Genomic DNA, 21,024 nt, shown 5'->3' with positions numbered 1-21,024 from the left:
GATATCTTCGCTCACGCTCGGCTCGCTCATTTGTCGCGCGCCCGCCGCGTCGGCTTGGTGCCGTTGCGCTGCACCGGCACGCCGACGCGCAGATCCTCGATATTACCAGGCACCGGCGCGCTCGGAACCGGCGGCGCGGCGCCCATGTAATCGCGCACCAGCTCGTCTATCGAAGGCTCGTCGACCGGATTCTGCTGACCCTGCTGGAGACGTAGATAGCCATAACGGCGCGAGGTCACGTCGCGCTGGTCCTCGGCGCTGCGCAGCACGGTCGGGCGGATGAAGATCATCAGATTGGTCTTGGTGCGCTGCTTCGCCTTGGAGCGGAAGAGCTGGCCGAGCGCCGGGATGTCGCCGAGCAGCGGCACCTTCTCGATCGTGCGGCGCTCGTCGTCCGACAGCAGCCCGCCGATGATCGCGATCTGGCCGTCATCGACCGTCATCGTCGTCTCGACCTCGCGCTTGTTGAGGATGAGGTCGCTGTTGTTGGACGAGACCGGACCGGCGATCGAGCTGACCTGCTGGTGCAGGATCAGCTTGATCGATCCGCTGGAATTGACCTGCGGCCGCACCTCGAGCTGGATGCCGACATTCTCGCGCTGCACCGTGCGGAAGGCATTGTCGAAATTCTGGCTGAGCGCCTGCCCGGTCGTGATCGGGATCTCCTGCCCGACGAGGATGCGCGCCTGCTGGTTGTCGAGCGTCGTTAGCGACGGCGCCTGCAGCAGATTGGACGTCGTGTCGGATTTCACCGCGTTGATGATCGCGCCGAACACCGCGTTGTCGCCGATCTTGGTCGCGCCGCCGCCGAAGCCGCCGGTCGTGCCGAGGATCGACTGCAACGCCGACTGCGCGAGCGTATCGCCGACCGCGCTGCCGGTGGTGGTGACGGTGGTGGTGCCATTGACGGTGGTGGTGGTCGTCGCCAGTTCGCGCGCGCCGATCGCGCCGGCGATTGTGAGCAGATTGGGCGCGGAATTGCTGTAGCTGGTGGCAAAGGCCGGCACGCCGCTGCCCGGCAGGCCACCCAACAGAAACTGCACGCCGAGCTTGCTGGCGGTCGCATCGGACACTTCGGCGATGATCGCCTCGACCAGCACCTGCTCTCGGCGCGTGTCGAGCTGGCGCACGACATCGGCGAGCTGGCGCTGCACCTCGGCGGGCGCGGCGATGACGATGGCGTTGGCCCCGGCGAAGCGGGTGACGACGGCGGCGGTCTTGCCGCCCTCGGCGGTGATCGCGACCTGGCTGGGGGCAGCGCCCGCGCTCTGCTGATTCTGCTGCGGCTGGACTACGTTTGTATTGGCCGCCCCTGCACCGAAGCCACCGTTCGACCCGCCGCTGCTCGCGCCACCGAAGTTCGATTGCGAAAGCTGCTGCGTCGGCACCGCGCTCGGCGCCTGTCCGACGAGCTGCTGGAGGACGGGCAGCAATTGCTCGGCATCGGCATTCTCGAGGAAGACGACCTTGATCTCGGTGCCGTTCTTGGCGCGCGCATCGAGATCTGCCGCCACGCCGGCAAGCCGCGCCACCGAGGCGGGATCGCCGCGCAGCGCGACCGAGTTGGAGCTCGTCACCGCCACCACGCTGACCGTCTGTCCGCCCGGCGCCGATCCGCTTTGCCCGACCAGCGCCTGCAACGCCGTCGCGATCTCGCGCGCGCCGGCGTTCTTGAGCGCGACGACGCGCGTCGCGGCGTTGTCGAGATCGATCCGGCGCAGCACCTCGCGCACGCGGCGCACGTTGTCGGCGAAATCGACGACGACCAGCGAATTGCCGGCGCGGTTGGCCGTCACCGACCCTTGCGGGCTCACCAAACCGCGCACGGTGTCAACGGCGGACGCGGCGTCGATCGAGCGCAGACGGACGATCTCGGTCACCAGGCTGTTGCGCGCGGCGCCGTTCGTGCCGACGCGGCTTGGTTGCGAGGCGGCATTGTCGCTCGGCTGGATGCGGAACGCGCCGCCCGCCGTCGGTATCGCGACCAGCCCGTTGGCGCGCAGCGTCGAGAGGAACACCTCGAAATATTCGGAACGCGACAGGGGGCGATCGGTGACGACCGTCACCTTGCCCTGCACGCGGGCGTCGATGATGAACGTCCGCCCCGTCACGCGCGCGGCATCGGCGATGAAGGCGCGGATATCGGCATCGCGCACGTTCATGCTCGTCTGCGCCAGGACGGGCCCGGCGGCGGTGACCGCCAGCAGGGAAGCGAGAATCAGTTTTTTCATGGACCTGCGATCGTGATGGCGAGCGGAACGGGCGCGCCGCCGCGTTCGACGGTTACCGAGAGTGTGCCGCCGTTGGCAAGCTGGGGACCGAGCGCATCGAGATCGGCGGCGCTCGACACCGGGCGGCCGTTGATGGCGGTGACGATGTCGCCTTCGCGGAAACCGGCCTGGCGGAACACCGCGCCCGCACCCTGCGGCCGCACGGCGAGCCCGCTCACCCGGCCGCCGTCGATGCGCGGGATGAAGCCGGTGTCGGCGCGCAATTGCGCGACGGTGACGCCGGTGCCGGGGGGCGCCATCGGCGGCGGCGCGACCGGAACGGCCTGCCCCTGCGGAGGCGGCGGCGGCGCGCTGCCCGCATCGCCCTGGACGATGAAGAGATCCTCGACCGCGCCGCCGCGATCGATGGTGATATGATCGAACGCCACCGCCTTCAGCGTCGCGCCCGGCACGATCTCCTGCCCGACGGCGATGCTTTTCTGTTCGCCGTCCGGCCCCGCGACGATGGCGCTGCCGCCACCCATCGCGCCATCGATGCGCGTGCCGAACAGGGTGAGTTGCAGCGGCGTGACCGTCGCAGGCTGGGCATCACCGCCCGACAGGCGGAAGAACGGATCGAAGCCACGCAGGATCTCGCTCGGTGCGCCCGGCACCGACACGCCGACAGGACGCCAATCGCCGAGCGGGCCGACCGGCGTTACTATCGCCCAGACGAGCCGCGCGCACTGGATGGCGAGCACCGCCAGCAGCAGCACCTCCAGCGCGGAATAGACGGTGACGCGCGGCAAGCGGCGAAGCAGCGACCGGGCGCGAGGATCAAGTACCAGCCGCATTCGAACTTCTACCCCCGCCCCGGCGGCCACCGCTAGGAACGAAGTGTTACAGTCGTAGGTCGCTTCTGTGAACCTCTCACGACTGCGCGTTGGCACTCTGGAAATCGAGCGCGGTTCGCGGCTAGATCGCGGCCATGTCCTCGAATGAATCTGCGACCTTCGGCTCCGGCGAACCGTCCGAGGCAATGATCCGCCATCTCGCCGCACAGCCCAAGGTGCAGCGCGTGCCCTCGCCAAAGGTGACGATGTTTTTGCGCTGTGCCTTTCTCGATGCGGAGGCCTGCGCCTCCTTGTGCGCGGCGATCGACCGCACGCGCCGGCCCTCGACCGTCTCCGACTACAACGGCGACGATGCCTATCGGACGAGCGAGACATGCGATCTCGACGCCGCCGATCCGACCGTCGCCGCGGTCGAGCAGCAGATCCTCGCGCTGACCGGGCTGGAGGCGCAATATGGCGAGCCGATGCAGGGCCAGCGCTATGCCGTCGGCCAGGAATTCAAGCAGCATACCGATTATTTCGAACCCGATGGCGCGGACTACGATCGCTATTGCAGCGTGGCGGGCAATCGCACCTGGACGGTGATGATCTACCTCAACGAACCCGTTGCGGGCGGAGCGACGCGTTTCAAGGTGATCGACAAGATCATCCAGCCCGAAACCGGCAAGCTGATCATGTGGAGCAACCGCCGTCTCGACGGTTCACTCAACCCCGCCTCGATCCATCACGGCATGAAGGTGCGCGAGGGCACCAAGTACATCGTGACCAAATGGTTTCGCGAGCACCCCTGGGGCTGGGCCTGACAATCCTCCAAACGAAACGAGGCGCCCGTGCTTTCGCACGGACGCCCCGATTTCCTGAGAGTCGTTTCCGATCAGAACTTGAACGACATCTCGGCACCGAAGGTGCGCGGCGCGTTGAAGTTGCCGTAGTCACCGAGGATGCCGGCGTTGTTGCCGATCACGGTGATGTTGGGCACGCCGGCGACCGAGGTGGTCTGCACGGCCGGCAGGCTGTTCGACGGGTCGCGGCGGAAGATGTACTGATAATCGAACATGTTGCGGACCCAGACGCTGAAGGTCACCTTCTGCTTGTCGCCCAGGCGGACGTCGGCGAGCGAGAGGCGGCCGTTGACGATGAACGATTCGTCGGCAAGCGTCGCGAACTGGTCGAAGGCCTGCGTGGCCTGCGCATAGTTGGCGTCGAGGTGGATCTTCGCCTGTGCGCCATTGTCGCCGAAGGGCAGCCCATAGTCGATCGAGCCGCTCGCCGCGTTACGCGGGGTGAACACGATGTAGAACTTTTGGTTCACCGTCGTCGACGTGCCGTTGCCGACGTCCGTGTAGGTCACCGGCACCGGAGGAATGTCGGTATAGGTGTAGACGTAGGATGCGTTGAGCGTCAGGCCCTCGATCGGCGCGAGCGTCAGGTCGGCCTCAACGCCGCGAATCTTGGTCGTGCCCGGCGCGTTGAAGGTGACGAGATTGTTGAAGTTACCCGTCGCGGTCGGCTGGATGGTGCTGAGATCGACCTGGCTGCCATCGCGGTCCATCATGTACGCCGCGATGTTGAAGCGCGCTTTGCGGTTCCAGAAATCGGTCTTGAAGCCGATTTCGTAGGACCGGACGTCCTCGGGGTTGAACGCGCGATAGTCGGACGTGCGCGAGCTGGCGCCGCCGGCGCGGTAGCCCGTCGCATACTTTGCGTAACCGTGGATGGTCGGGCTGAAGTCGTAGGCCACCGTAACCATCGGGTTGAAGCGGTTCCAGGTCTTGTTGAGCGGCGTGTAGCCCTGCAGCGCGAGCGTTGCCGCGCTGGCCGTGTCGTAGTTGATGTTGCGCGAGAAGTGCAGGACGCCGCGCTTCTCGTCATGCGTGTAACGGCCACCAAGGGTGACGTGGAGGCTGTTCTCGAAGAAGTTGCCGGTTACCTGACCGTAAACCGCATAGCTCTTCGACCAGACTTCGGAAGCGCGGTCGATCGAGCAGCCGTTGACAGCCTTGCCGACGAACAGCGGCGTGCTGGCGGTGCAGAAAGGAATGTCGACATAGTTGCCGGCGGTTGCAAAGCCGTTCGTGCCGACGGCGGTCGTCACGAAGCCTTTGGAGTTCGGCGTCGCTGCGTCGTCGCTGACATGCTCATTGAAGTAGAAGCCGCCGACGACATAATCGAAGTTTGCGATCGAGCCGACCGCCTGCAATTCCTGGCTGAACTGCGTCTGGCGCAGATCGGCGAGGCTGTAGCGGCTGAACTGGCACGGCGCGGCGGCGGTGCAGGCCGCAGTCGGCTGGAACACCGGCACGCGATGCAGGCCGCCCGCATTGTCCCACTGCTGCACATTCACGCCGCGCCACGCGGTGATCGAGCGCAGCTCGATCTCAGGGGCGATCTTCCACTTCAGCGTGTTGGTGAAGCCGTGCGTACGATCGACGCTGTCCTGCTGCGGCACGCCGATATCGGCGGTGTCCATGCGGCTCGTGCCGTTGACGACGACGCCGGGTGCCAGCGGGCGGATCGCGCCCTGCGTGCCGGTGAAGGCCGTGCCAGGCAGCACGCAGGCAGTGTTGCCGTTCGCAGGGCTGATCGCGATCGGCGCGGTATTGCTCCCGCCGCTGGCGCAGTTGTTCGGGTTATAGTTGAGCAGCTGGCTGTAGAGCGGCGTGTTCTGATCTTCCGCGACGTCATAGGCGAAATCGTTCGTCAGCCCCTCGAACGGCTGCCAGCGGACGGCGGCGCGCAGGCCGCGGCGGTGGTAATAGTTCCAGCCGGACTGATCGGGCATCGGGTTCTTGGTGGTCGCGTCCTGATGCTGGACCACACCATCGAGCTTCAGGCTGAAGCCCTTGTATTCCGGGAAATCGACGTGGGCGTCGAGCGTGTAGGCGCCGTAATTGCCGATGCCAGCGTTGAACCGGCCGCCGAATTCGCCGGTGGGTGCCTTGGAGACGAGGCTGAGCGCGCCGCCTTCGGTGTTGCGGCCGAACAGCGTGCCCTGCGGGCCCTTCAGGACTTCGATGCGCTCGATATCGAACAGGCCGGCGTTGAGGCCGTGCTGGCGGCCGAGATAGACACCATCGATGTAGATGCCGACGCCCTGCTCACGGGCGGGCTGGTTGGCGTCGAGCGGCACGATGCCGCGGATACCAACGGTCAGCGCCGACTGGCGCGCTTCGAACGTGGCGATACGAAGCGACGGCACGCCGCCATCGGCAAGATCGTACAGGCTCTGGACGTGGCGCTCCTTGAGCGTCTCCGCATTGACGACCGAGATCGAGATCGGCGTGCGCTGCAGGTTCGTCTCGCGCTTTTCGGCGGTGACGACGATGTCGGCGATACCGGTTTCCTCGGGCGCTTCGGCAGCAGGCGCAGGATCAGCCGCGGGCTGCGCAGCGGGAGCTGCAGTATTCGCAAATACCGGTGAAGAAATAAACCCAACTGCCGCAGTACCGGCAAGAAGAGCCATACGAATATTGCTATTAATGAACATTTTAGTCCCCTGCTTCACGATGTCCGTGCCTTGCAGGGGGGCCGCTACAGGCGGTCCATGTCAGCTTTGTTACAGAGACTGTAACCAGATTGTCGCAATTGACGTCATATAACTGTCATCATCTGGCAGACCTGGTTAACTGCAGCGGGACACCTTGAATTTACGGAGCGTTTGCGCCTCGAAACCCATTCCGGGTGCCGACGGGCTATGGTGCGGCGCAGCGGTTTTAGGCAGAGTGTGACATTCGCGCCACGCCAACGGCTCGCGATTTCAGTCGCGAAAGTGAGATGTGGACAAAGCTCGACCGCGACTCCGATGCCACTAGGCGATGGTGGGCGCGACAGGGATTGAACCTGTGACCCCACCCGTGTGAAGGGTGTGCTCTACCGCTGAGCTACGCGCCCATCGCCTGGTCCGTTCCGGGCCGCGATGCTTCGTCGGCTGATCGCCAACGTAATAGGGCGGCGTCGCCGCCGCCCCTTGTGACCGGGCTCTTAAGACAGCCGGTCGCCACTTGTCCAGCCCTTGCGAGCGGGGCGGACGTCTCGCTTTAGTTGACCGAGTCCTTCAGGCCCTTGCCGGCCTTGAACTTCGGCTGCGACGATGCCTTGATCGTCATCGGCTCGCCGGTGCGCGGGTTGCGGCCCGTCGATGCCTTGCGCTTGCTGACGGCGAACGTCCCGAAGCCGACCAGGCGCACTTCGTCGCCCTTCTTCAGCGCTGCCGAGATGGTATCGAACACCGCCTCTACCGCCTTGCTCGCATCGCCTTTGCCCAGCCCCGACGCGTCGGCGACGGACGCGATCAATTCCTGCTTGTTCATCCTTACGGAACCCCCGTTTACGAAAATACGCCCCGGCGCCCGGGCCGGGTCTCCTAGTAAGGCGGCTTGGCGAAGGGCTGTCAAAGCAAAATGCGACAGGGCGCTGCGGAAACGGCCAAAAAGCCGTTTACCTCAGCATCAGTGGTGTACTTCTCCGCCGATCGGCGCCACTCCGGCGGGCGGCTGCGCGGCAAGATCGTCCGCCTCGGTCCAGTCGATCGGCTCGATCGGACCGGTGAGCGCGAGTCGCAGCACTTCATCGACATGGCTGACCGGCACGATCTTGAGGCCCTCGCGGATGTTCGCGGGAATCTCGGCGAGATCCTTCTCATTCTCCTGCGGGATCAGCACGGTGGTGATGCCGCCGCGCAGCGCCGCGAGCAGCTTCTCCTTGAGGCCGCCGATCGGTAGCACACGGCCGCGCAACGTCACCTCGCCCGTCATCGCCACCTCGCGCCGCACCGGCACGCCGGTCAGCGTCGAGACTATCGACGTGACGATACCGATGCCAGCCGACGGACCATCCTTCGGCACCGCGCCCTCGGGCAGGTGGATGTGGATGTCCTTGCGCGCGAACACGCTCGGCTTGATGCCGTAGCTGGGCGAGCGCGCCTTGACGAAGCTGAACGCAGTCTCGATCGATTCCTTCATCACGTCGCCGAGCTTGCCGGTGACCTTGGCGGCGCCCTTGCCGGGCACGGTGACGCTCTCGATCGTCAGCAATTCGCCGCCGACTTCGGTCCAGGCGAGGCCCGTGACGGCACCGATCTGGTTCTCCTCCTCGCTGAGGCCGTGGCGGAATTTCTTCACGCCCGCGAAATCGGCGATGTTGTCGGGCGTGATGACGACCTGCGTATCCTTGCCCTCGAGGATGCGGCGCAGTGCCTTGCGTGCGAGCTTGGCGATCTCGCGCTCCAGCGTGCGGACGCCGGCCTCGCGCGTGTAATATTGGATCAGCGCGCGCAGGCCCTCGGTGGTGAGCGTGAACTCACCGTCCTTCAGCCCATGCGCCTCGACCTGCTTGGCGATCAGGTGACGCTCGGCGATCTCGACCTTCTCATCCTCGGTGTAACCCTCGAGCCGGATGATCTCCATGCGGTCGAGCAGCGGCTGCGGCAGGTTGAGCGTGTTGGCGGTGGTTACGAACATCACGTCCGAAAGATCGACGTCGATCTCCAGATAATGGTCGTTGAACTTGTTGTTCTGCTCCGGGTCGAGCACTTCGAGCAGCGCCGAGGCGGGATCACCGCGGAAATCCTGGCCGAGCTTGTCGATCTCGTCGAGCAGGAACAGCGGATTGCTGGTGCCGGCCTTCTTGAGGTTGGTCACGATCTTGCCCGGCAGCGAGCCGATATAGGTGCGCCTGTGGCCGCGAATCTCGGCCTCGTCGCGCACGCCGCCGAGCGACTGGCGGATGAACTCGCGCCCCGTCGCCTTGGCGATCGACTTGCCGAGGCTGGTCTTGCCGACGCCCGGCGGGCCGACGAGGCACAGGATTGGGCCCTTCAGCTTGTTGGTGCGCGCCTGCACGGCAAGATATTCGACGATCCGGTCCTTGACCTTCTCCAGCGCATAATGATCCTCGTCGAGGACCGCCTGCGCGGCGGAAATGTCCTTCTTGATCTTCGACTTCTTGCCCCACGGCAGGCCGAGCAGCACGTCGAGATAATTGCGCACGACGGTCGCCTCGGCGCTCATCGGTGCCATCGTCTTGAGCTTCTTGAGCTCGGCGGTCGCCTTGGTGCGCGCTTCCTTGGAGAGCTTGAGCGTCGCGATCTTCTGCGTCAGCTCGGCGATCTCGTCGCCCTCGCCCTCGTCGCCCTCGTTGCCGAGTTCGCGCTGGATCGCCTTCAACTGCTCGTTGAGGTAATATTCGCGCTGGGTCTTCTCCATCTGGCGCTTGACCCGCGACTTGATCTTCTTCTCGACCTGCAGGACGCCGAGTTCACCCTCCATGAAGGCGTAGACCATCTCCAGCCGCTTGCCGGCGTCGAGCTCGATCAGCAGCGACTGCTTGTCGGCGACCTTCACCGAGATGTTGGCGGCGACCGAGTCGGCGAGCCGGCCCGCTTCCTCGATCTCGCTGAGCTGCACGGCGGTCTCGGCGGGCAGCTTGCGGTTGAGCTTGGCGTAATTCTCGAACTGATCGACCACCGAGCGCATCAGCGCCGACATTTCGTGGCCGACCTTCTTGAGCTCTTCCTCGCCCTCCTCGCCTTCGAGCATCTCGACCTCGGCGGTGAGATGGCCGTCGGCGGGCGTCAGCGCGTTGAGCTTCGCGCGGCGCTTGCCCTCGACCAGCACGCGCACCGTGCCGTCGGGCAGCTTCAGCAGCTGCAGCACCGTCGCCGTCACGCCGATATCGTAGAGATCGTCGCGATCGGGATCGTCCTCTGCCGGATCGAGCTGGGCGACGAGGAAGATCTCCTTGTCCGCCGCCATCGCGGCCTCCAGAGCCGAGACAGACTTGTCGCGACCAACGAACAGCGGCACGATCATATGCGGAAAGACGACGATGTCACGCAGCGGAAGAACAGGGTAGGCTTGGGTCATGAACACTCCGGTGGGCGCGAACGACGCGCCCGATTGCCCTTATATGGTGCGGGTAACATTTCCATCAATTGCCGAAATCGGATTGTGATCGCGGCAAGATGAACGCGCGCTTGCTGCTGCTCCCGCTCGCCGCGCTGTCGCTGGGCGCGGCCGATCTTCCCAAGCCCGGCGAGCCGGCACTGACACCGCAGACCGCGGCATCGGGCGGTCCGGTCGATCCCGAACAGGCGAAGCTCGCCTTCGACGATGCCGATCTGGTGTTCGAGATCTTCCCGGAGCGGCAGGCGATCACCGGAGTCGCGACGCTGCGTTTCACGGCGAAGGCGCCGCTTGCGCGGCTGGTCGTCGATCTCGACCGCAACCTGCCCGTCGGCGGCATCGTGCTGAACGGCGAGCCGCTGTCCAAATCCGCGTGGAGCAATCCCGAGGGCAAGCTGGCGATCGCCCTGCCTCGCCCCGCCCGCACGGGCGACACCATCGTCGCGCGCATCACCTATGGCGGCACGCCGCACGTCGCGGTCGAGGCGCCGTGGGACGACGGCTTCGTCTGGGCCAAGACGCCGGACGGACGGCCCTGGGTCGCGACGACGGCGGAGGGCTATGGCTGCGACCTGTTCTGGCCCTGCCTCGATTTCCCGACCGGCAAGCCCGGCGCGGTCACGCTCCACATCACCGTGCCCAAGGGGCTGAAGGCCCCCGGCAACGGCAGGCTGCTCGGCGTCGATACGCTGGCGGACGGGCGCACGACCTGGAACTGGCGGATCAAGCGGCCCAACACTTACGGCATCGCGCTGACGGTCGGGCCGTATGAGGAGATTTCGGGCAGTTATCGCAGCCGCTACGGCAATACGGTCCCGATGTTCTATTGGTATCTCGCCGGGGAGGAGGCGCAGGCGAAGGCGCTTTTCGCCGAATTCGCGCCGACGCTCGATTTCTTCGAGAGCGAGATCGGTCCTTACCCCTTCGGCGACGAGAAGCTCGGCGTGGTCGAGACGCCGCACAAGGGCATGGAGCATCAGACGATCAACGCCTACGGCAATGGCTATGCCAAGGCGCCCGAGGGGTTCGACTGGCTGTTCCAGCACGAGTTGAGCCACGAATGGTTCGGCAACCAGATGACGGCGGCCAACTGGGACGACATGTGGCTGCACGAGGGCTATGCCACGTACATGCAGCCGCTCTACGGGCGCTGGCGCGACGGCGAGGCGCGCTATGCCGTGATGCTGGAGGGCGAGCGCAACCTGATCGGCAACGTCCGCCCGCTCACGTCAGGCATCGAGCGGACCGAGGAGGACGTCTATCGCCTCGATCGCGGCGGGCCGGGGCAGGATATCTACTACAAGGCGTCGTGGATGCTCCACACGCTGCGCTGGCTGATCGGCGACAGGGATTTCAAGGCGGTGACGCTGCTCGCCGTCTACGGCCGGCTCGATCCGAAGCCGGGCAATTTCACGCCGCGCTATGCCAGCAGCGCGGAATACGAGGCGATCGTGAAGCGCGTGACGGGCAAGGACTATGGCTGGTTCTTCGACGTCTATCTGCGCAAGGCCGCACTGCCCGAGCTGATCGAGCGGCGGGCGGGCAACATTCTGGCGCTCGAATGGGCGGTGCCGGGCGGCGGTGCCTTTGCGATGCCGGTAGACGTCCGCGTCGGCACGCGGACGGTGCGGCTGGCGATGGCGGACGGTTCCGGCAGCGTCGCGATCCCGACGGGCGCGCACGTGACGATCGACCCCTACGCGCGGGTATTGCGGCGATCGGCAGCGGTGGAGGCGTTTCAGGCGTGGCAGGCGGCGCAGCGCAAGGCGGCGAAGTGACGCAGGTGCGCCACATTCGCCGCTAGCGCGGAGTCAGGCCGCGCCTGCCCCCGACTTTTCCTTCTTGGCGTAGACGCGGACCGGTTCCTTGCGGCCTTCGATCACGTCCTTGTCGATCATCACCTCGTCGACGCCGTCCATGCCGGGCAGGTCGAACATCGTGTCGAGCAATATGCCCTCGAGGATCGAGCGGAGGCCGCGCGCGCCGGTCTTGCGCTCGATCGCGCGCTTGGCGACCTGCACGAGCGCATCGTCGGTGAAGCCGAGCTTAACCGTCTCCATGTCGAACAGCTTCTGATACTGTTTGACGAGAGCGTTCTTCGGCTCGGTGAGGATCGTCACCAGCGCCGGCACGTCGAGATCCTCGAGCGTGGCGATGACCGGGAGGCGGCCGACGAACTCGGGGATCAGGCCGAACTTGAGCAGATCCTCGGGCTCGACCGACTTGAGCGTCTCGCCGGTGCGGCGCTCCTCGGGCGAGGCCACATAGGCGCCGAAGCCGATCGACTTGCCCTGCAGGCGGTCGCCGATGATCTTTTCGAGGCCGCTGAACGCGCCGCCGCAGATGAACAGGATGTTGGTCGTGTCGACCTGCAGAAATTCCTGCTGCGGATGCTTGCGCCCGCCCTGCGGGGGGACCGACGCGGTCGTGCCCTCCATCAGCTTGAGCAAAGCCTGCTGCACGCCCTCACCCGACACGTCGCGCGTGATCGAGGGATTCTCGGCCTTGCGGCTGATCTTGTCGATCTCGTCGATATAGACGATGCCGCGCTGCGCCCGCTCGACATTGTAGTCGGAGGCCTGGAGCAGCTTGAGGATGATGTTCTCGACATCCTCGCCGACGTAGCCGGCCTCGGTCAGCGTCGTCGCATCGGCCATCGTGAAGGGCACGTCGAGGATGCGCGCCAGCGTCTGCGCGAGCAGCGTCTTGCCGCAGCCGGTCGGCCCGACGAGCAGGATGTTCGACTTCGCCAGCTCGACGTCGGCGCCCTTCTGGCCGTGGTTGAGGCGCTTGTAGTGGTTGTGAACGGCAACCGACAGTACGCGCTTGGCGCGCTTCTGACCGATCACGTAATCGTCGAGGACGTCGCAGATTTCCTGCGGTGTCGGCACGCCGCCGTCCTTCTTGCTGACGAGCGCGGACTTGGTCTCCTCACGAATGATGTCGTTGCAGAGCTCCACGCATTCGTCGCAGATGAACACGGTTGGACCCGCGATCAGCTTGCGCACCTCATGCTGCGACTTGCCGCAGAACGAGCAATATAGCGTGCTCTTGGAATCGCCGCCGCTGAGCTTCGTCATCAAAAATCATCCTTCGCGTCCATCCCGAACGCGTCTGTGCAAGAAGCCCATCGTAGACCGGGCGGCTTCATTCCTACAATCACCAAAATCGCGGAGCAGCGATGTCAGGTTTCACCCCTAACCCGCTGCTCCCCAATACATCGTTACGAGGAAGGCAGCGCCGGCGACGAACCCGAGTCGTCCGGCAGTGCCGGGCGCTTGTCGAACACTTCGTCGATCAGGCCGAACGCCTTCGCTTCTTCCGCTTCCAGGAAATTGTCGCGATCCATCGCCGCTTCAATCTTCTCGATCGGCTGGCCGGTGTACTGCGCGTAGAGTGCGTTCATCCGGTTCTTGATGCGCTGGATTTCCTTGGCCTGGATCTGGATGTCCGAGGCCATGCCCTGTGCGCCGCCCGAGGGCTGATGGATCATGATGCGCGCGTTGGTGAGCGCGACGCGCATCCCGGGTTCGCCGGCGGCGAGCAGGAAGCTGCCCATCGAGGCAGCCTGACCGATGCACACCGTGCCGACCCGCGGGCGGATATACTGCATCGTGTCATGGATCGCCATGCCCGCCGTAACGACGCCGCCCGGCGAGTTGATGTACATGAAGATGTCCTTCTTCGGATTTTCCGATTCGAGGAACAGCAACTGAGCGGTGATGACCGAGGCCATGTGATCCTCGACCCCGCCGGTCACGAAAATGATGCGCTCGCGAAGGAGGCGCGAATAGATGTCGAAGCTGCGCTCGCCGCGGTTCGACTGTTCGATAACGATGGGCACGAGCCCGCCGGTGATCGGATCGGTGCGGAAGCCGGGAGGCGCGAAATTGCCGGTCTCGAACGGATTGTGCATGGAGTTCTCTTGGTCCTTATGCCCTAGCGGAACCCTACATCGGCGCTGGCGAAAGCGAGTTCAAGCCCCGCCTTGATCGCCCCGACGGTCGATCCCCGGCGCGCGATGGGAAAGATAGGCCAGCCGCCGCACCTCGCGCCGACCGCGCACCACGGTATCGAGGATCAGCCCGGAGAACAGGCACAGCGCGGCTAGTATCATCAGCCCCGTCACCATCACCGCCGTCGGGAGGCGCGGGACGAGATGGGTGTGCCAATAGGTGATGACCAGCGGCACAGCGAGCCCGAGCCCGATCAGCGCCAGCAGCAGGCCAATGCCGCCGAAAAACAATATCGGCCGTTCGATCCGGTAAAGCTGGACGATCGTGCGCAGGATGCGGAAGCCGTCGCTGTACGTGCTGAGCTTCGATTCGGAGCCTTCGGGCCGTTCGAAATACGGCGTCTCCAGTTCCGCGACCGGCATGCGCAGTTCCAGCGCGTGGACGCTGATCTCGGTCTCGATCTCGAACCCCGCCGATAGCACCGGGAAGCTCTTCACGAAGCGGCGCGAGAATACGCGGTAGCCCGAGAGGATATCGGTGAAGCTGCGCCCGAACAGGCGCGCGAGCATGCCGGTGAGGAGCGCGTTGCCGAAGCGGTGGCCGCGCCGGTACGCGGCATCGGCCTGCGTCACGCGCGCGCCGACGATCATGTCGAGCTGTTCGTCGAGCAGGCGTTCGACCATCGCGGGGGCGGAAGCGGCGTCGTAGGTCGCATCGCCGTCGGCCATCACATAGACGTCGGCATCGACGTCGGCGAACATGCGGCGCACGACCGCGCCTTTGCCCTGGATCCGCTCGCTACGGACGGTCGCGCCCGCCGCACGCGCGGCGGCGACGGTGCCGTCCTTGCTGTTGTTGTCGTAGACGTAGATCGCCGCATCAGGCAGCGCGGCGCGAAACCCGGCGATCGTCGCACCGATCGCGGCCTCTTCGTTATAGCAGGGGAGCAGGACGGCTATTCTTGGTTCTGACAAAGTCCTCGCCCCATCCCCGTTCGGACTGAACCCGTCGAAGTCCTGTCCCTCTTAGACAAGAAGAACAGCCCTTCGACAAGCTCAGGGCGAATGGATTTAGGCCTCGGCCTTCTTCGCCGGGGCCTTCTTCGCCGCGGGCTTCTTGGCGGGCGCGGCCTCGGCGGTTTCCGCAGGCGCTTCCGCCTTGGCGGCGGGGGCCTTCTTGGTCGCGGCCTTCTTCACCGGCTCAGCGGCGACGGCCTCGGCGGGGGCAGGCTCTTCCGACGTGTCGACCTTGGCGGCGGCCTTCTTGGCAGGCGCCTTCTTGGCGGGCTCGGCAGCAGGCGCGTCCTTGGGCGAAGCGGCCTTGGCGGCGGGCTTCTTCGCGGCGGCCTTCTTCGCCTTGGGCTTGTGGTTGTCGTGGTCGTGGTGATGCGTGCCGGTCGAAAAGCCTTCTTCGCTCTCGATCGCCGCTTCCAGTTCCTCGCGCGTCACTTCGCGGTCGCTGATTTCAGCCTTTTCGAACAGCCAGTCGACGACCTTGTCCTCATAGAGCGGCGCGCGGAGCTGCGCGGCGGCCATCGGCTCGGACTGGACGTACTGGATGAAACGCTGGCGATCCTCGGGGCCGTATTGCTGCGCGGCCTGCGCGATCAGGCGGTTCATTTCCTGCGCGGAGACGTCGACGCCGTTCTTCTGGCCGATCTCCGAGAGGAGCAGGCCGAGGCGCACGCGACGCTCTGCGATGGCGCGGTAATCGTCGCGCTCGCCTTCCATTTCGGCGAGGGCGCCGGCGGGATCCTCCTCGTGCGTCGCTTCGTGCTGGAGCTGCTGCCAGATCTGGTCGAACTCGGCCTCGACCATCGTCGGCGGCACTTCGAAATCATGGCCCTCGGCAAGCTGATCGAGCAGCTTGCGCTTCATATAGGTGCGCGTGAGGCCGTTCAGCTCCTGCTCGATCTGGCCCTTGAGCAGACCCTTGAGCTGCTCCAGGCTCTCGAGGCCGAGCGAGGTCGCGAGGCTGTCGTCGATCTTGGTCTCGCCGGCGGTCTGCACCTTCTTGGCGGTGATCTCGAACGTGGCGGGCGCGCCGGCCAGATCCTTCGCCGGGTAATCCGCCGGGAAAGTGACGTTGAGCACGCGCTCCTCGCCGGTCTTCACGCCGACGAGCTGGTCCTCGAAGCCCGGGATCAGGCGGCCCGAGCCGATCTCGACGCCCATGTCGGTGCCGGTGCCGCCCTCGAAGGCGACGCCGTCCGCCGTCTTGCCGACGAAATCGACGGTGACGAGATCGCCCTGCTTCGCCTTGTACGTGTCCTTGGCGTCTTCCCAGTTCTTCTGCTGCTCGGCGAACTTCTGGAGCTGCGCGTCGATCGCGTCGTCGCCGGCGGGGACCGTCAGGCGTTCGAGCTTGAGGCCGTCGATGGCGGGCGTCGGCACGTCGGGCAGCACTTCGAGCGCGACCTGAACCGAGGCGTCCTTGCCGGGCTCATAGCCTTCGTCGAGGCTGACCGAGGGCTGGATCGCCGGACGCAGCTGCTTCTCGGCGATCAGCGACTGGATACCTTCCTGGATCGAGCTGTTGAGCGCATCCTGCGTCAGCGCCTCGCCATGCATTTTCCGCACGAGGTTGGCGGGAACCTTGCCGGGGCGAAAACCGGGCATCCGCACCTGCGGCGCGACGCGCTTCAGCTCGGCATCGACCTTCTTGTCGATATCCTTTGCGGTGATGGTCAGGGTGTAGGCGCGCTTCAGCCCCTCGTTCAACGTCTCGACAGTCTGCATCTCAGGTTCTCGTGCCTTTTCAGGGGAATCGGGATCGCGGCATCCCTTGCCACGGGCGGTGACTGGTGCGGGCGAAGGGACTCGAACCCCCACATCTTGCGATGGCAGGACCTAAACCTGCTGCGTCTACCAGTTCCGCCACGCCCGCATGGGACACCGCCGGTGTGGGGGGCGTCTATAGCAATGATCGGGGCGGAGGCAACCTTGCTTCCTGTCCCTGCGTTGATGGGGCGAAGAGGAGAGCCAAAATGGCGACCACGCCCCCGACAGAACTGCCCCCGCAACCGAGCACCCCCGCCCAGCCGGATTCGCCCCCGCCCGAGGTGAGTCCGCCGACGCCTGACGTCGACATCCCCGCGCCGCAGCCCGGCGACAGCCCCGGCGGTGCCCCCGCCTCGCCCACCGACCTGGGAGATTTCGCATGATCGATGGCAAGGACGAGCGCAGTGATCTCCAGCGTCTGGTCGAGGAGCGCAAGGACGCGGTCGAGCGCGGCGAAGGTGGGCCGGAACCCGATCCACTGGCGCGGCCCGGCGATGCCGATGGCGTCGGCGGGACTGGCGGCGTGACGAAGAACCAGGATTCGGACGCGCAATAGCGTCTAGGGCTTCACCCGCCGTGCCGTCAGCACCTTTACCGCCGCGGCCGGCATTTCGCCCTTGAATGCGCCGCGTTGGGTCAGCGTTGGGGAGACGGGCTGGTCCATGATGTGAATGATCACGTCCATCCCTTCGACGACATGGCCGAAGGCGGCATATCCGAGGCCATCGGCCGGTACGCCGGGTGCGGCGTCGAGCGAGCGGGTCTGGTCTCCGACGCTGACCGTGAATTCGCCGCGCCCGCTGCCTGGCTCCAGCCGGGCGAGCGAGATCGTGCCTTCGGTGTGGTGGAGGCCGGTCTCGGTGGTCGGCTCGTGCTTGATCGGAGGCAGGTTGCGCTTGGGGTCGCCCGCCACGCCGAACTGCACGAAGCCATAGCGATCGGCGACCTTCACCGTACGATAGAATTCGACGCCGTCGAGCTTCTTCTGGTCAACGTATTTCAGGAAATTGGCGGCCGAGATCGGTGCCTTGACGCTCTCCACCTCGATGACGACGCGCCCTGCACTGGTGTCGAGCGCGACGCGCGGGAGGGCAACAGCGGGCGTCGGCGATGCGACCGACGCGGGAGCCTGGGCGACGACGGGCGACGCGACCGCGACGAGCAGCGCCGCGAGCAAGCCGCCGCGCATCACGCCAGCGCCTTCTTCAGCAGTTCGTTGACGACCTGCGGGTTGGCCTTGCCCTGCATCGCCTTCATCGTCTGGCCGACGAAGAAGCCGAACAAAGCCTCCTTGCCGCCCTTGTACTGCTCGACCTTGTCGGCATTGGCGGCGAGGATGCCGGCGATGACGCCCTCGATCGCGCCGGTGTCGCTGGTCTGCTTGAGGCCGCGCTCGTCGACGATCTTCGCGGCGCCGTCACCGGTTTCTAGCATGATCTCGAACACCTGCTTGGCTAGGCTGCCCGATAGCGTGCCGTCGGCGACGAGGCCGAGCAACTCGGCGGCCTGCCCTGGCGACACCGGCGAGGTGGCGATATCCTTGCCGGTGCGGTTGAGCGCGCCGAACAGTTCCGACGTCGTCCAGTTCGCCGCCGCGACCGGCTTCGCGCCCGCCTCCAGCAACGTATCGAACCACAGCGCCGAGTCGACGTCGGCGGTCAGCACCGCCGCCTGATAGGGCGTGATCCCCGCCGCCTCGTACCGCGCGCGCTTGGCGTCGGGCAGTTCGGGCAGGCTCGCGCGGCATTCCTCCAGGAAAGCATCGTCGAGTTCCAGCGGCAGCAGATCGGGATCGGGGAAGTAGCGGTAATCGTGCGCGTCTTCCTTGGAGCGCATCGAGCGCGTCTCCCCCCGGTCGGGATCGTAGAGGCGGGTTTCCTGCACGATGCGCCCGCCGGCTTCGATCACCGCGACCTGGCGCTTGGCCTCCTGCTCGACGACCTGCATCACGAAGCGGACCGAGTTGACGTTCTTGGTCTCGGTGCGGGTGCCGAATTCGTCGCCGGGCTTGCGCACCGAAACGTTGACGTCGGCGCGCATCGACCCCTGATCCATGTTGCCGTCGCACGAGCCGACGTAGCGCAGGATCGAGCGCAGCTTGGCGAGATAGGCGCCCGCCTCCTGCGGGGAGCGCATGTCGGGCTTCGACACGATCTCCATCAGCGCGACGCCCGAGCGGTTGAGATCGACGTAGCTGCGCGTCGGATGCTGATCGTGCATCAGCTTACCGGCGTCCTGCTCGACATGGATGCGCTCGACGCCGATGCGCTTGCCCGACGCATCGGGGTTCTTCTCGTCGAGGCTGATGTCGATCGCGCCCTCACCCACGATCGGGTGATAGAGCTGGCTGATCTGATAGCCCTGCGGAAGATCGGCGTAGAAATAGTTCTTGCGGTCGAACCGCGACCATTTGTTGATCTGCGCGTCGATCGCCATGCCGGTGCGAACCGCCTGACGGATGCACTCGCGGTTCGGGACCGGGAGCATGCCGGGCATGGCGGCGTCGACCAGCGACACCTGCGTGTTGGGCTCCGCCCCGAAGGCGGTGGCGGCACCCGAAAACAATTTGGCGTTGGAGGTCACCTGCGCGTGGACTTCGAGGCCGACCACGACCTCCCACTCGCCGGTTTCGCCTGTAATGCGGTAGGGTGCCGTTGCGTCAGCCATAACCTAAAATCCGTTCGGGCTGAGCTTGTCGAAGCCCTGCCCTTCTTGGCCAGAAGTAAAGTACAGCCCTTCGACAAGCTCAGGGCGAACGGTGTTGAGGGCTTCTACCACCAAGCCTCGGGTCGCGCGACAAATCCCGCCCGCTGCTCGATCGCGAGGCCCGCGTTCAGCACGCCCTGTTCGTCGAGCGGGCGGCCGATGATCTGCAGGCCGAGCGGCAGGCCCTGTGCATCGAGGCCGCCGGGGACGCTCATTGCTGGAAGGCCGGCCAGCGACGCGGGCACGGTGAAGACGTCGTTCAGATACATCGCGATCGGATCGGCCTGCTTCTCGCCCAGCGCGAACGCCGCCGAGGGGGCGGTCGGGGTCAGCAGCAGGTCGCATTTCTCGAACGCCTGTTCGAAATCGCGGGCGATCAGCGTGCGGACCTTCGACGCCTGCGTGAAATAGGCGTCGTAGAAGCCCGCCGACAGCACATAGGTGCCGATCATGATGCGGCGCTTCACCTCTGACCCGAAACCCGCCGCGCGGGTGGCGGCGTACATGTCCTGCAGGTTCGCGCCTTCGGGCAGATCGCGCAGGCCGTAGCGCACGCCGTCGTAGCGCGCGAGGTTGGACGATGCCTCCGCCGGGGCGATGATGTAATAGGCCGGCAGCGCGTATTTGGTGTGCGGCAGCGAGACCTCGATGATCTCCGCGCCCGCGTCCCTCGCCCACTGGATGCCTTGCTGCCACAGTGCCTCGATCTCGGGCGGCATATTGTCGACGCGGTATTGCTTCGGGATGCCGATCGTCTTGCCCTTGAGGTCCGCCGACAGCCCCGCTTCCCACTGCGGCACCGGCAGATCGAGCGAGGTCGCGTCCTTCGGGTCGAATCCGGTCATCGCCTCGAGCATGATCGCGCAGTCGCGAACGTCGCGCGCCATCGGCCCGGCCTGATCGAGCGAGGAGGAGAACGCCACGACACCCCAGCGCGAGCAGCGGCCGTATGTCGGCTTGATGCCCGAAATGCCGGTGAAGGCGGCGGGCTGGCGGATCGATCCGCCGGTGTCGGTGCCCGTCGCCGCCGGGCACAGCCGCGCCGAGATCGCCGCCGACGATCCGCCCGACGATCCGCCGGGCGCGAGCGCCGCGTTGCCGCCGTCGTTGCGCCGCCACGGCGAGATGACGTTGCCGAATGCCGAGGTCTCGTTGGACGAGCCCATCGCGAACTGGTCCATGTTGAGCTTGCCGAGCATCCCCGCGCCCGCCGCGAACAACTTGCCCGATACGGTGGATTCGTACGTCGGCGAGAAGCCTTCGAGGATCAGGCTGGCGGCGGTGGCCGGCACGTCCTTCGTGCAGAAGAGATCCTTCATGCCGATCGGCACGCCGGCGAGCGGCTTGAGCGTCTCGCCCGCGGCCTTGGCGGCATCTGCTGCGTCGGCGGCGGCGATGGCGTGGTCGGGGGTCTCGACCAGAAAGGCGTTGAGCACCTTCGCCGACTGCACCTTGGCGATGAAGGCGTTTGCGACTTCGCGCGCGGAGAAAGCACCCTCGCGCACGCCGTCGCGGATGGCGGCGACGCCGAGATCGGTGAGGTCGGTCATGCCAGAATTCCGTTCGGGCTGAGCTTGTCGAAGCCCTGCCCTTCTTTTGCGACGGCGGAGAAGAAG

Annotated in this window: 15 protein-coding genes and 2 tRNA genes; 3 read left to right on the top strand and 14 right to left on the bottom strand. The window is 65.8% G+C overall.

The window, feature by feature from the left end; translation table 11 throughout:
• Positions 1-26: 26 nt before the first annotated feature.
• Positions 27-2,231: a type II secretion system secretin GspD gene (gene gspD, locus Q5H94_RS02855; protein ID WP_304559703.1), complete on the bottom strand. Its 2,205-nt coding sequence runs from the start codon at positions 2,229-2,231 to the stop codon at positions 27-29.
• Positions 2,228-3,064: a type II secretion system protein N gene (locus tag Q5H94_RS02850; RefSeq protein WP_304559702.1), complete on the bottom strand. Its 837-nt coding sequence runs from the start codon at positions 3,062-3,064 to the stop codon at positions 2,228-2,230. The genes gspD and Q5H94_RS02850 overlap by 4 nt, the downstream gene beginning before the upstream one ends.
• A 134-nt stretch (positions 3,065-3,198) precedes the next feature.
• Between Q5H94_RS02850 and Q5H94_RS02845 the strand changes: the two genes are divergently transcribed.
• Positions 3,199-3,867 carry a prolyl hydroxylase family protein gene (locus tag Q5H94_RS02845; protein ID WP_304559701.1) on the top strand — a complete coding sequence of 223 codons (669 nt, stop codon included), beginning with the start codon at positions 3,199-3,201 and terminating at the stop codon, positions 3,865-3,867.
• Positions 3,868-3,938: 71 nt separating this feature from the next.
• Here the strand turns inward: Q5H94_RS02845 and Q5H94_RS02840 are convergent, their stop codons facing one another.
• The 4 genes from Q5H94_RS02840 to lon all read right to left on the bottom strand — a co-directional run bounded on the left by Q5H94_RS02840 (position 3,939) and on the right by lon (position 9,927).
• Positions 3,939-6,527 carry a TonB-dependent receptor gene (locus Q5H94_RS02840; protein WP_304559700.1) on the bottom strand — a complete coding sequence of 863 codons (2,589 nt, stop codon included), beginning with the start codon at positions 6,525-6,527 and terminating at the stop codon, positions 3,939-3,941.
• 353 nt (positions 6,528-6,880) lie between these two features.
• A tRNA-Val gene (locus tag Q5H94_RS02835) sits at positions 6,881-6,955 on the bottom strand.
• A gap of 146 nt (positions 6,956-7,101) precedes the next feature.
• Positions 7,102-7,374 carry an HU family DNA-binding protein gene (locus Q5H94_RS02830; protein ID WP_304559699.1) on the bottom strand — a complete coding sequence of 91 codons (273 nt, stop codon included), beginning with the start codon at positions 7,372-7,374 and terminating at the stop codon, positions 7,102-7,104.
• Between the two features lie 138 nt (positions 7,375-7,512).
• Positions 7,513-9,927 carry an endopeptidase La gene (gene lon, locus Q5H94_RS02825; RefSeq protein ID WP_304559698.1) on the bottom strand — a complete coding sequence of 805 codons (2,415 nt, stop codon included), beginning with the start codon at positions 9,925-9,927 and terminating at the stop codon, positions 7,513-7,515.
• A gap of 98 nt (positions 9,928-10,025) precedes the next feature.
• On the opposite strand from lon, the gene Q5H94_RS02820 reads away from it, so the two are divergent.
• Entirely contained in the window at positions 10,026-11,744 is a 1,719-nt protein-coding gene (locus Q5H94_RS02820) for a M1 family metallopeptidase (protein WP_304559697.1), read from the top strand.
• A 33-nt stretch (positions 11,745-11,777) separates the two neighbouring features.
• On the opposite strand, the gene clpX is transcribed toward Q5H94_RS02820, so the two are convergent.
• The 5 genes from clpX to Q5H94_RS02795 all read right to left on the bottom strand — a co-directional run bounded on the left by clpX (position 11,778) and on the right by Q5H94_RS02795 (position 16,808).
• Complete coding sequence (gene clpX, locus Q5H94_RS02815) at positions 11,778-13,046, bottom strand: ATP-dependent Clp protease ATP-binding subunit ClpX (protein WP_304559696.1); 1,269 nt, start codon at positions 13,044-13,046, stop codon at positions 11,778-11,780.
• A gap of 143 nt (positions 13,047-13,189) precedes the next feature.
• Entirely contained in the window at positions 13,190-13,882 is a 693-nt protein-coding gene (locus Q5H94_RS02810) for an ATP-dependent Clp protease proteolytic subunit (protein ID WP_304559695.1), read from the bottom strand.
• Positions 13,883-13,942: 60 nt separating this feature from the next.
• Positions 13,943-14,896, bottom strand: coding sequence for a glycosyltransferase family 2 protein (locus Q5H94_RS02805; protein WP_304559694.1), 954 nt, complete (start codon positions 14,894-14,896; stop codon positions 13,943-13,945).
• Positions 14,897-14,992: 96 nt separating this feature from the next.
• Positions 14,993-16,660: a trigger factor gene (tig, locus tag Q5H94_RS02800; RefSeq protein WP_304559693.1), complete on the bottom strand. Its 1,668-nt coding sequence runs from the start codon at positions 16,658-16,660 to the stop codon at positions 14,993-14,995.
• A gap of 63 nt (positions 16,661-16,723) precedes the next feature.
• Positions 16,724-16,808 (bottom strand) — tRNA-Leu (locus tag Q5H94_RS02795).
• A 273-nt stretch (positions 16,809-17,081) separates the two neighbouring features.
• On the opposite strand from Q5H94_RS02795, the gene Q5H94_RS02790 reads away from it, so the two are divergent.
• The gene (locus Q5H94_RS02790; protein ID WP_304559692.1) at positions 17,082-17,258 is read left to right on the top strand and encodes a hypothetical protein; all 177 of its coding nucleotides are present in this window, start codon (positions 17,082-17,084) and stop codon (positions 17,256-17,258) included.
• Positions 17,259-17,261: 3 nt separating this feature from the next.
• Here the strand turns inward: Q5H94_RS02790 and Q5H94_RS02785 are convergent, their stop codons facing one another.
• From Q5H94_RS02785 to gatA, 3 genes are all read right to left on the bottom strand, one after another.
• Entirely contained in the window at positions 17,262-17,891 is a 630-nt protein-coding gene (locus Q5H94_RS02785) for a peptidylprolyl isomerase (protein ID WP_304559691.1), read from the bottom strand.
• The gene (gatB, locus tag Q5H94_RS02780) at positions 17,891-19,369 is read right to left on the bottom strand and encodes an Asp-tRNA(Asn)/Glu-tRNA(Gln) amidotransferase subunit GatB (protein WP_304559690.1); all 1,479 of its coding nucleotides are present in this window, start codon (positions 19,367-19,369) and stop codon (positions 17,891-17,893) included. Before gatB ends, Q5H94_RS02785 begins: the two co-directional genes overlap by 1 nt.
• Positions 19,370-19,473: 104 nt before the next feature.
• Complete coding sequence (gene gatA, locus Q5H94_RS02775) at positions 19,474-20,958, bottom strand: Asp-tRNA(Asn)/Glu-tRNA(Gln) amidotransferase subunit GatA (protein ID WP_304559689.1); 1,485 nt, start codon at positions 20,956-20,958, stop codon at positions 19,474-19,476.
• Positions 20,959-21,024 lie beyond the last annotated feature (66 nt).

The sequence above is a fragment of the Sphingomonas immobilis genome, from assembly GCF_030580995.1.
Lineage (GTDB): Bacteria > Pseudomonadota > Alphaproteobacteria > Sphingomonadales > Sphingomonadaceae > Sphingomonas > Sphingomonas immobilis.
The sequence above is the reverse complement of the archived record's forward strand: the minus strand, read 5'-3'. Positions and strand labels throughout refer to the sequence as shown.

Coding starts and splice junctions, on each gene's coding strand:
- Q5H94_RS02820 (WP_304559697.1), top strand. CDS start 10,026: ATGAACGCGCGCTTGCTGCTGCTCCCGCTCGCCGCGCTGTCGCTGGGC.
- gatB (WP_304559690.1), bottom strand. CDS start 19,369: ATGGCTGACGCAACGGCACCCTACCGCATTACAGGCGAAACCGGCGAG.
- Q5H94_RS02790 (WP_304559692.1), top strand. CDS start 17,082: ATGATCGATGGCAAGGACGAGCGCAGTGATCTCCAGCGTCTGGTCGAG.
- tig (WP_304559693.1), bottom strand. CDS start 16,660: ATGCAGACTGTCGAGACGTTGAACGAGGGGCTGAAGCGCGCCTACACC.
- clpX (WP_304559696.1), bottom strand. CDS start 13,046: ATGACGAAGCTCAGCGGCGGCGATTCCAAGAGCACGCTATATTGCTCG.
- Q5H94_RS02785 (WP_304559691.1), bottom strand. CDS start 17,891: ATGCGCGGCGGCTTGCTCGCGGCGCTGCTCGTCGCGGTCGCGTCGCCC.
- gatA (WP_304559689.1), bottom strand. CDS start 20,958: ATGACCGACCTCACCGATCTCGGCGTCGCCGCCATCCGCGACGGCGTG.
- Q5H94_RS02845 (WP_304559701.1), top strand. CDS start 3,199: ATGTCCTCGAATGAATCTGCGACCTTCGGCTCCGGCGAACCGTCCGAG.
- Q5H94_RS02830 (WP_304559699.1), bottom strand. CDS start 7,374: ATGAACAAGCAGGAATTGATCGCGTCCGTCGCCGACGCGTCGGGGCTG.
- Q5H94_RS02850 (WP_304559702.1), bottom strand. CDS start 3,064: ATGCGGCTGGTACTTGATCCTCGCGCCCGGTCGCTGCTTCGCCGCTTG.
- lon (WP_304559698.1), bottom strand. CDS start 9,927: ATGACCCAAGCCTACCCTGTTCTTCCGCTGCGTGACATCGTCGTCTTT.
- Q5H94_RS02810 (WP_304559695.1), bottom strand. CDS start 13,882: ATGCACAATCCGTTCGAGACCGGCAATTTCGCGCCTCCCGGCTTCCGC.
- Q5H94_RS02840 (WP_304559700.1), bottom strand. CDS start 6,527: ATGGCTCTTCTTGCCGGTACTGCGGCAGTTGGGTTTATTTCTTCACCG.
- gspD (WP_304559703.1), bottom strand. CDS start 2,231: ATGAAAAAACTGATTCTCGCTTCCCTGCTGGCGGTCACCGCCGCCGGG.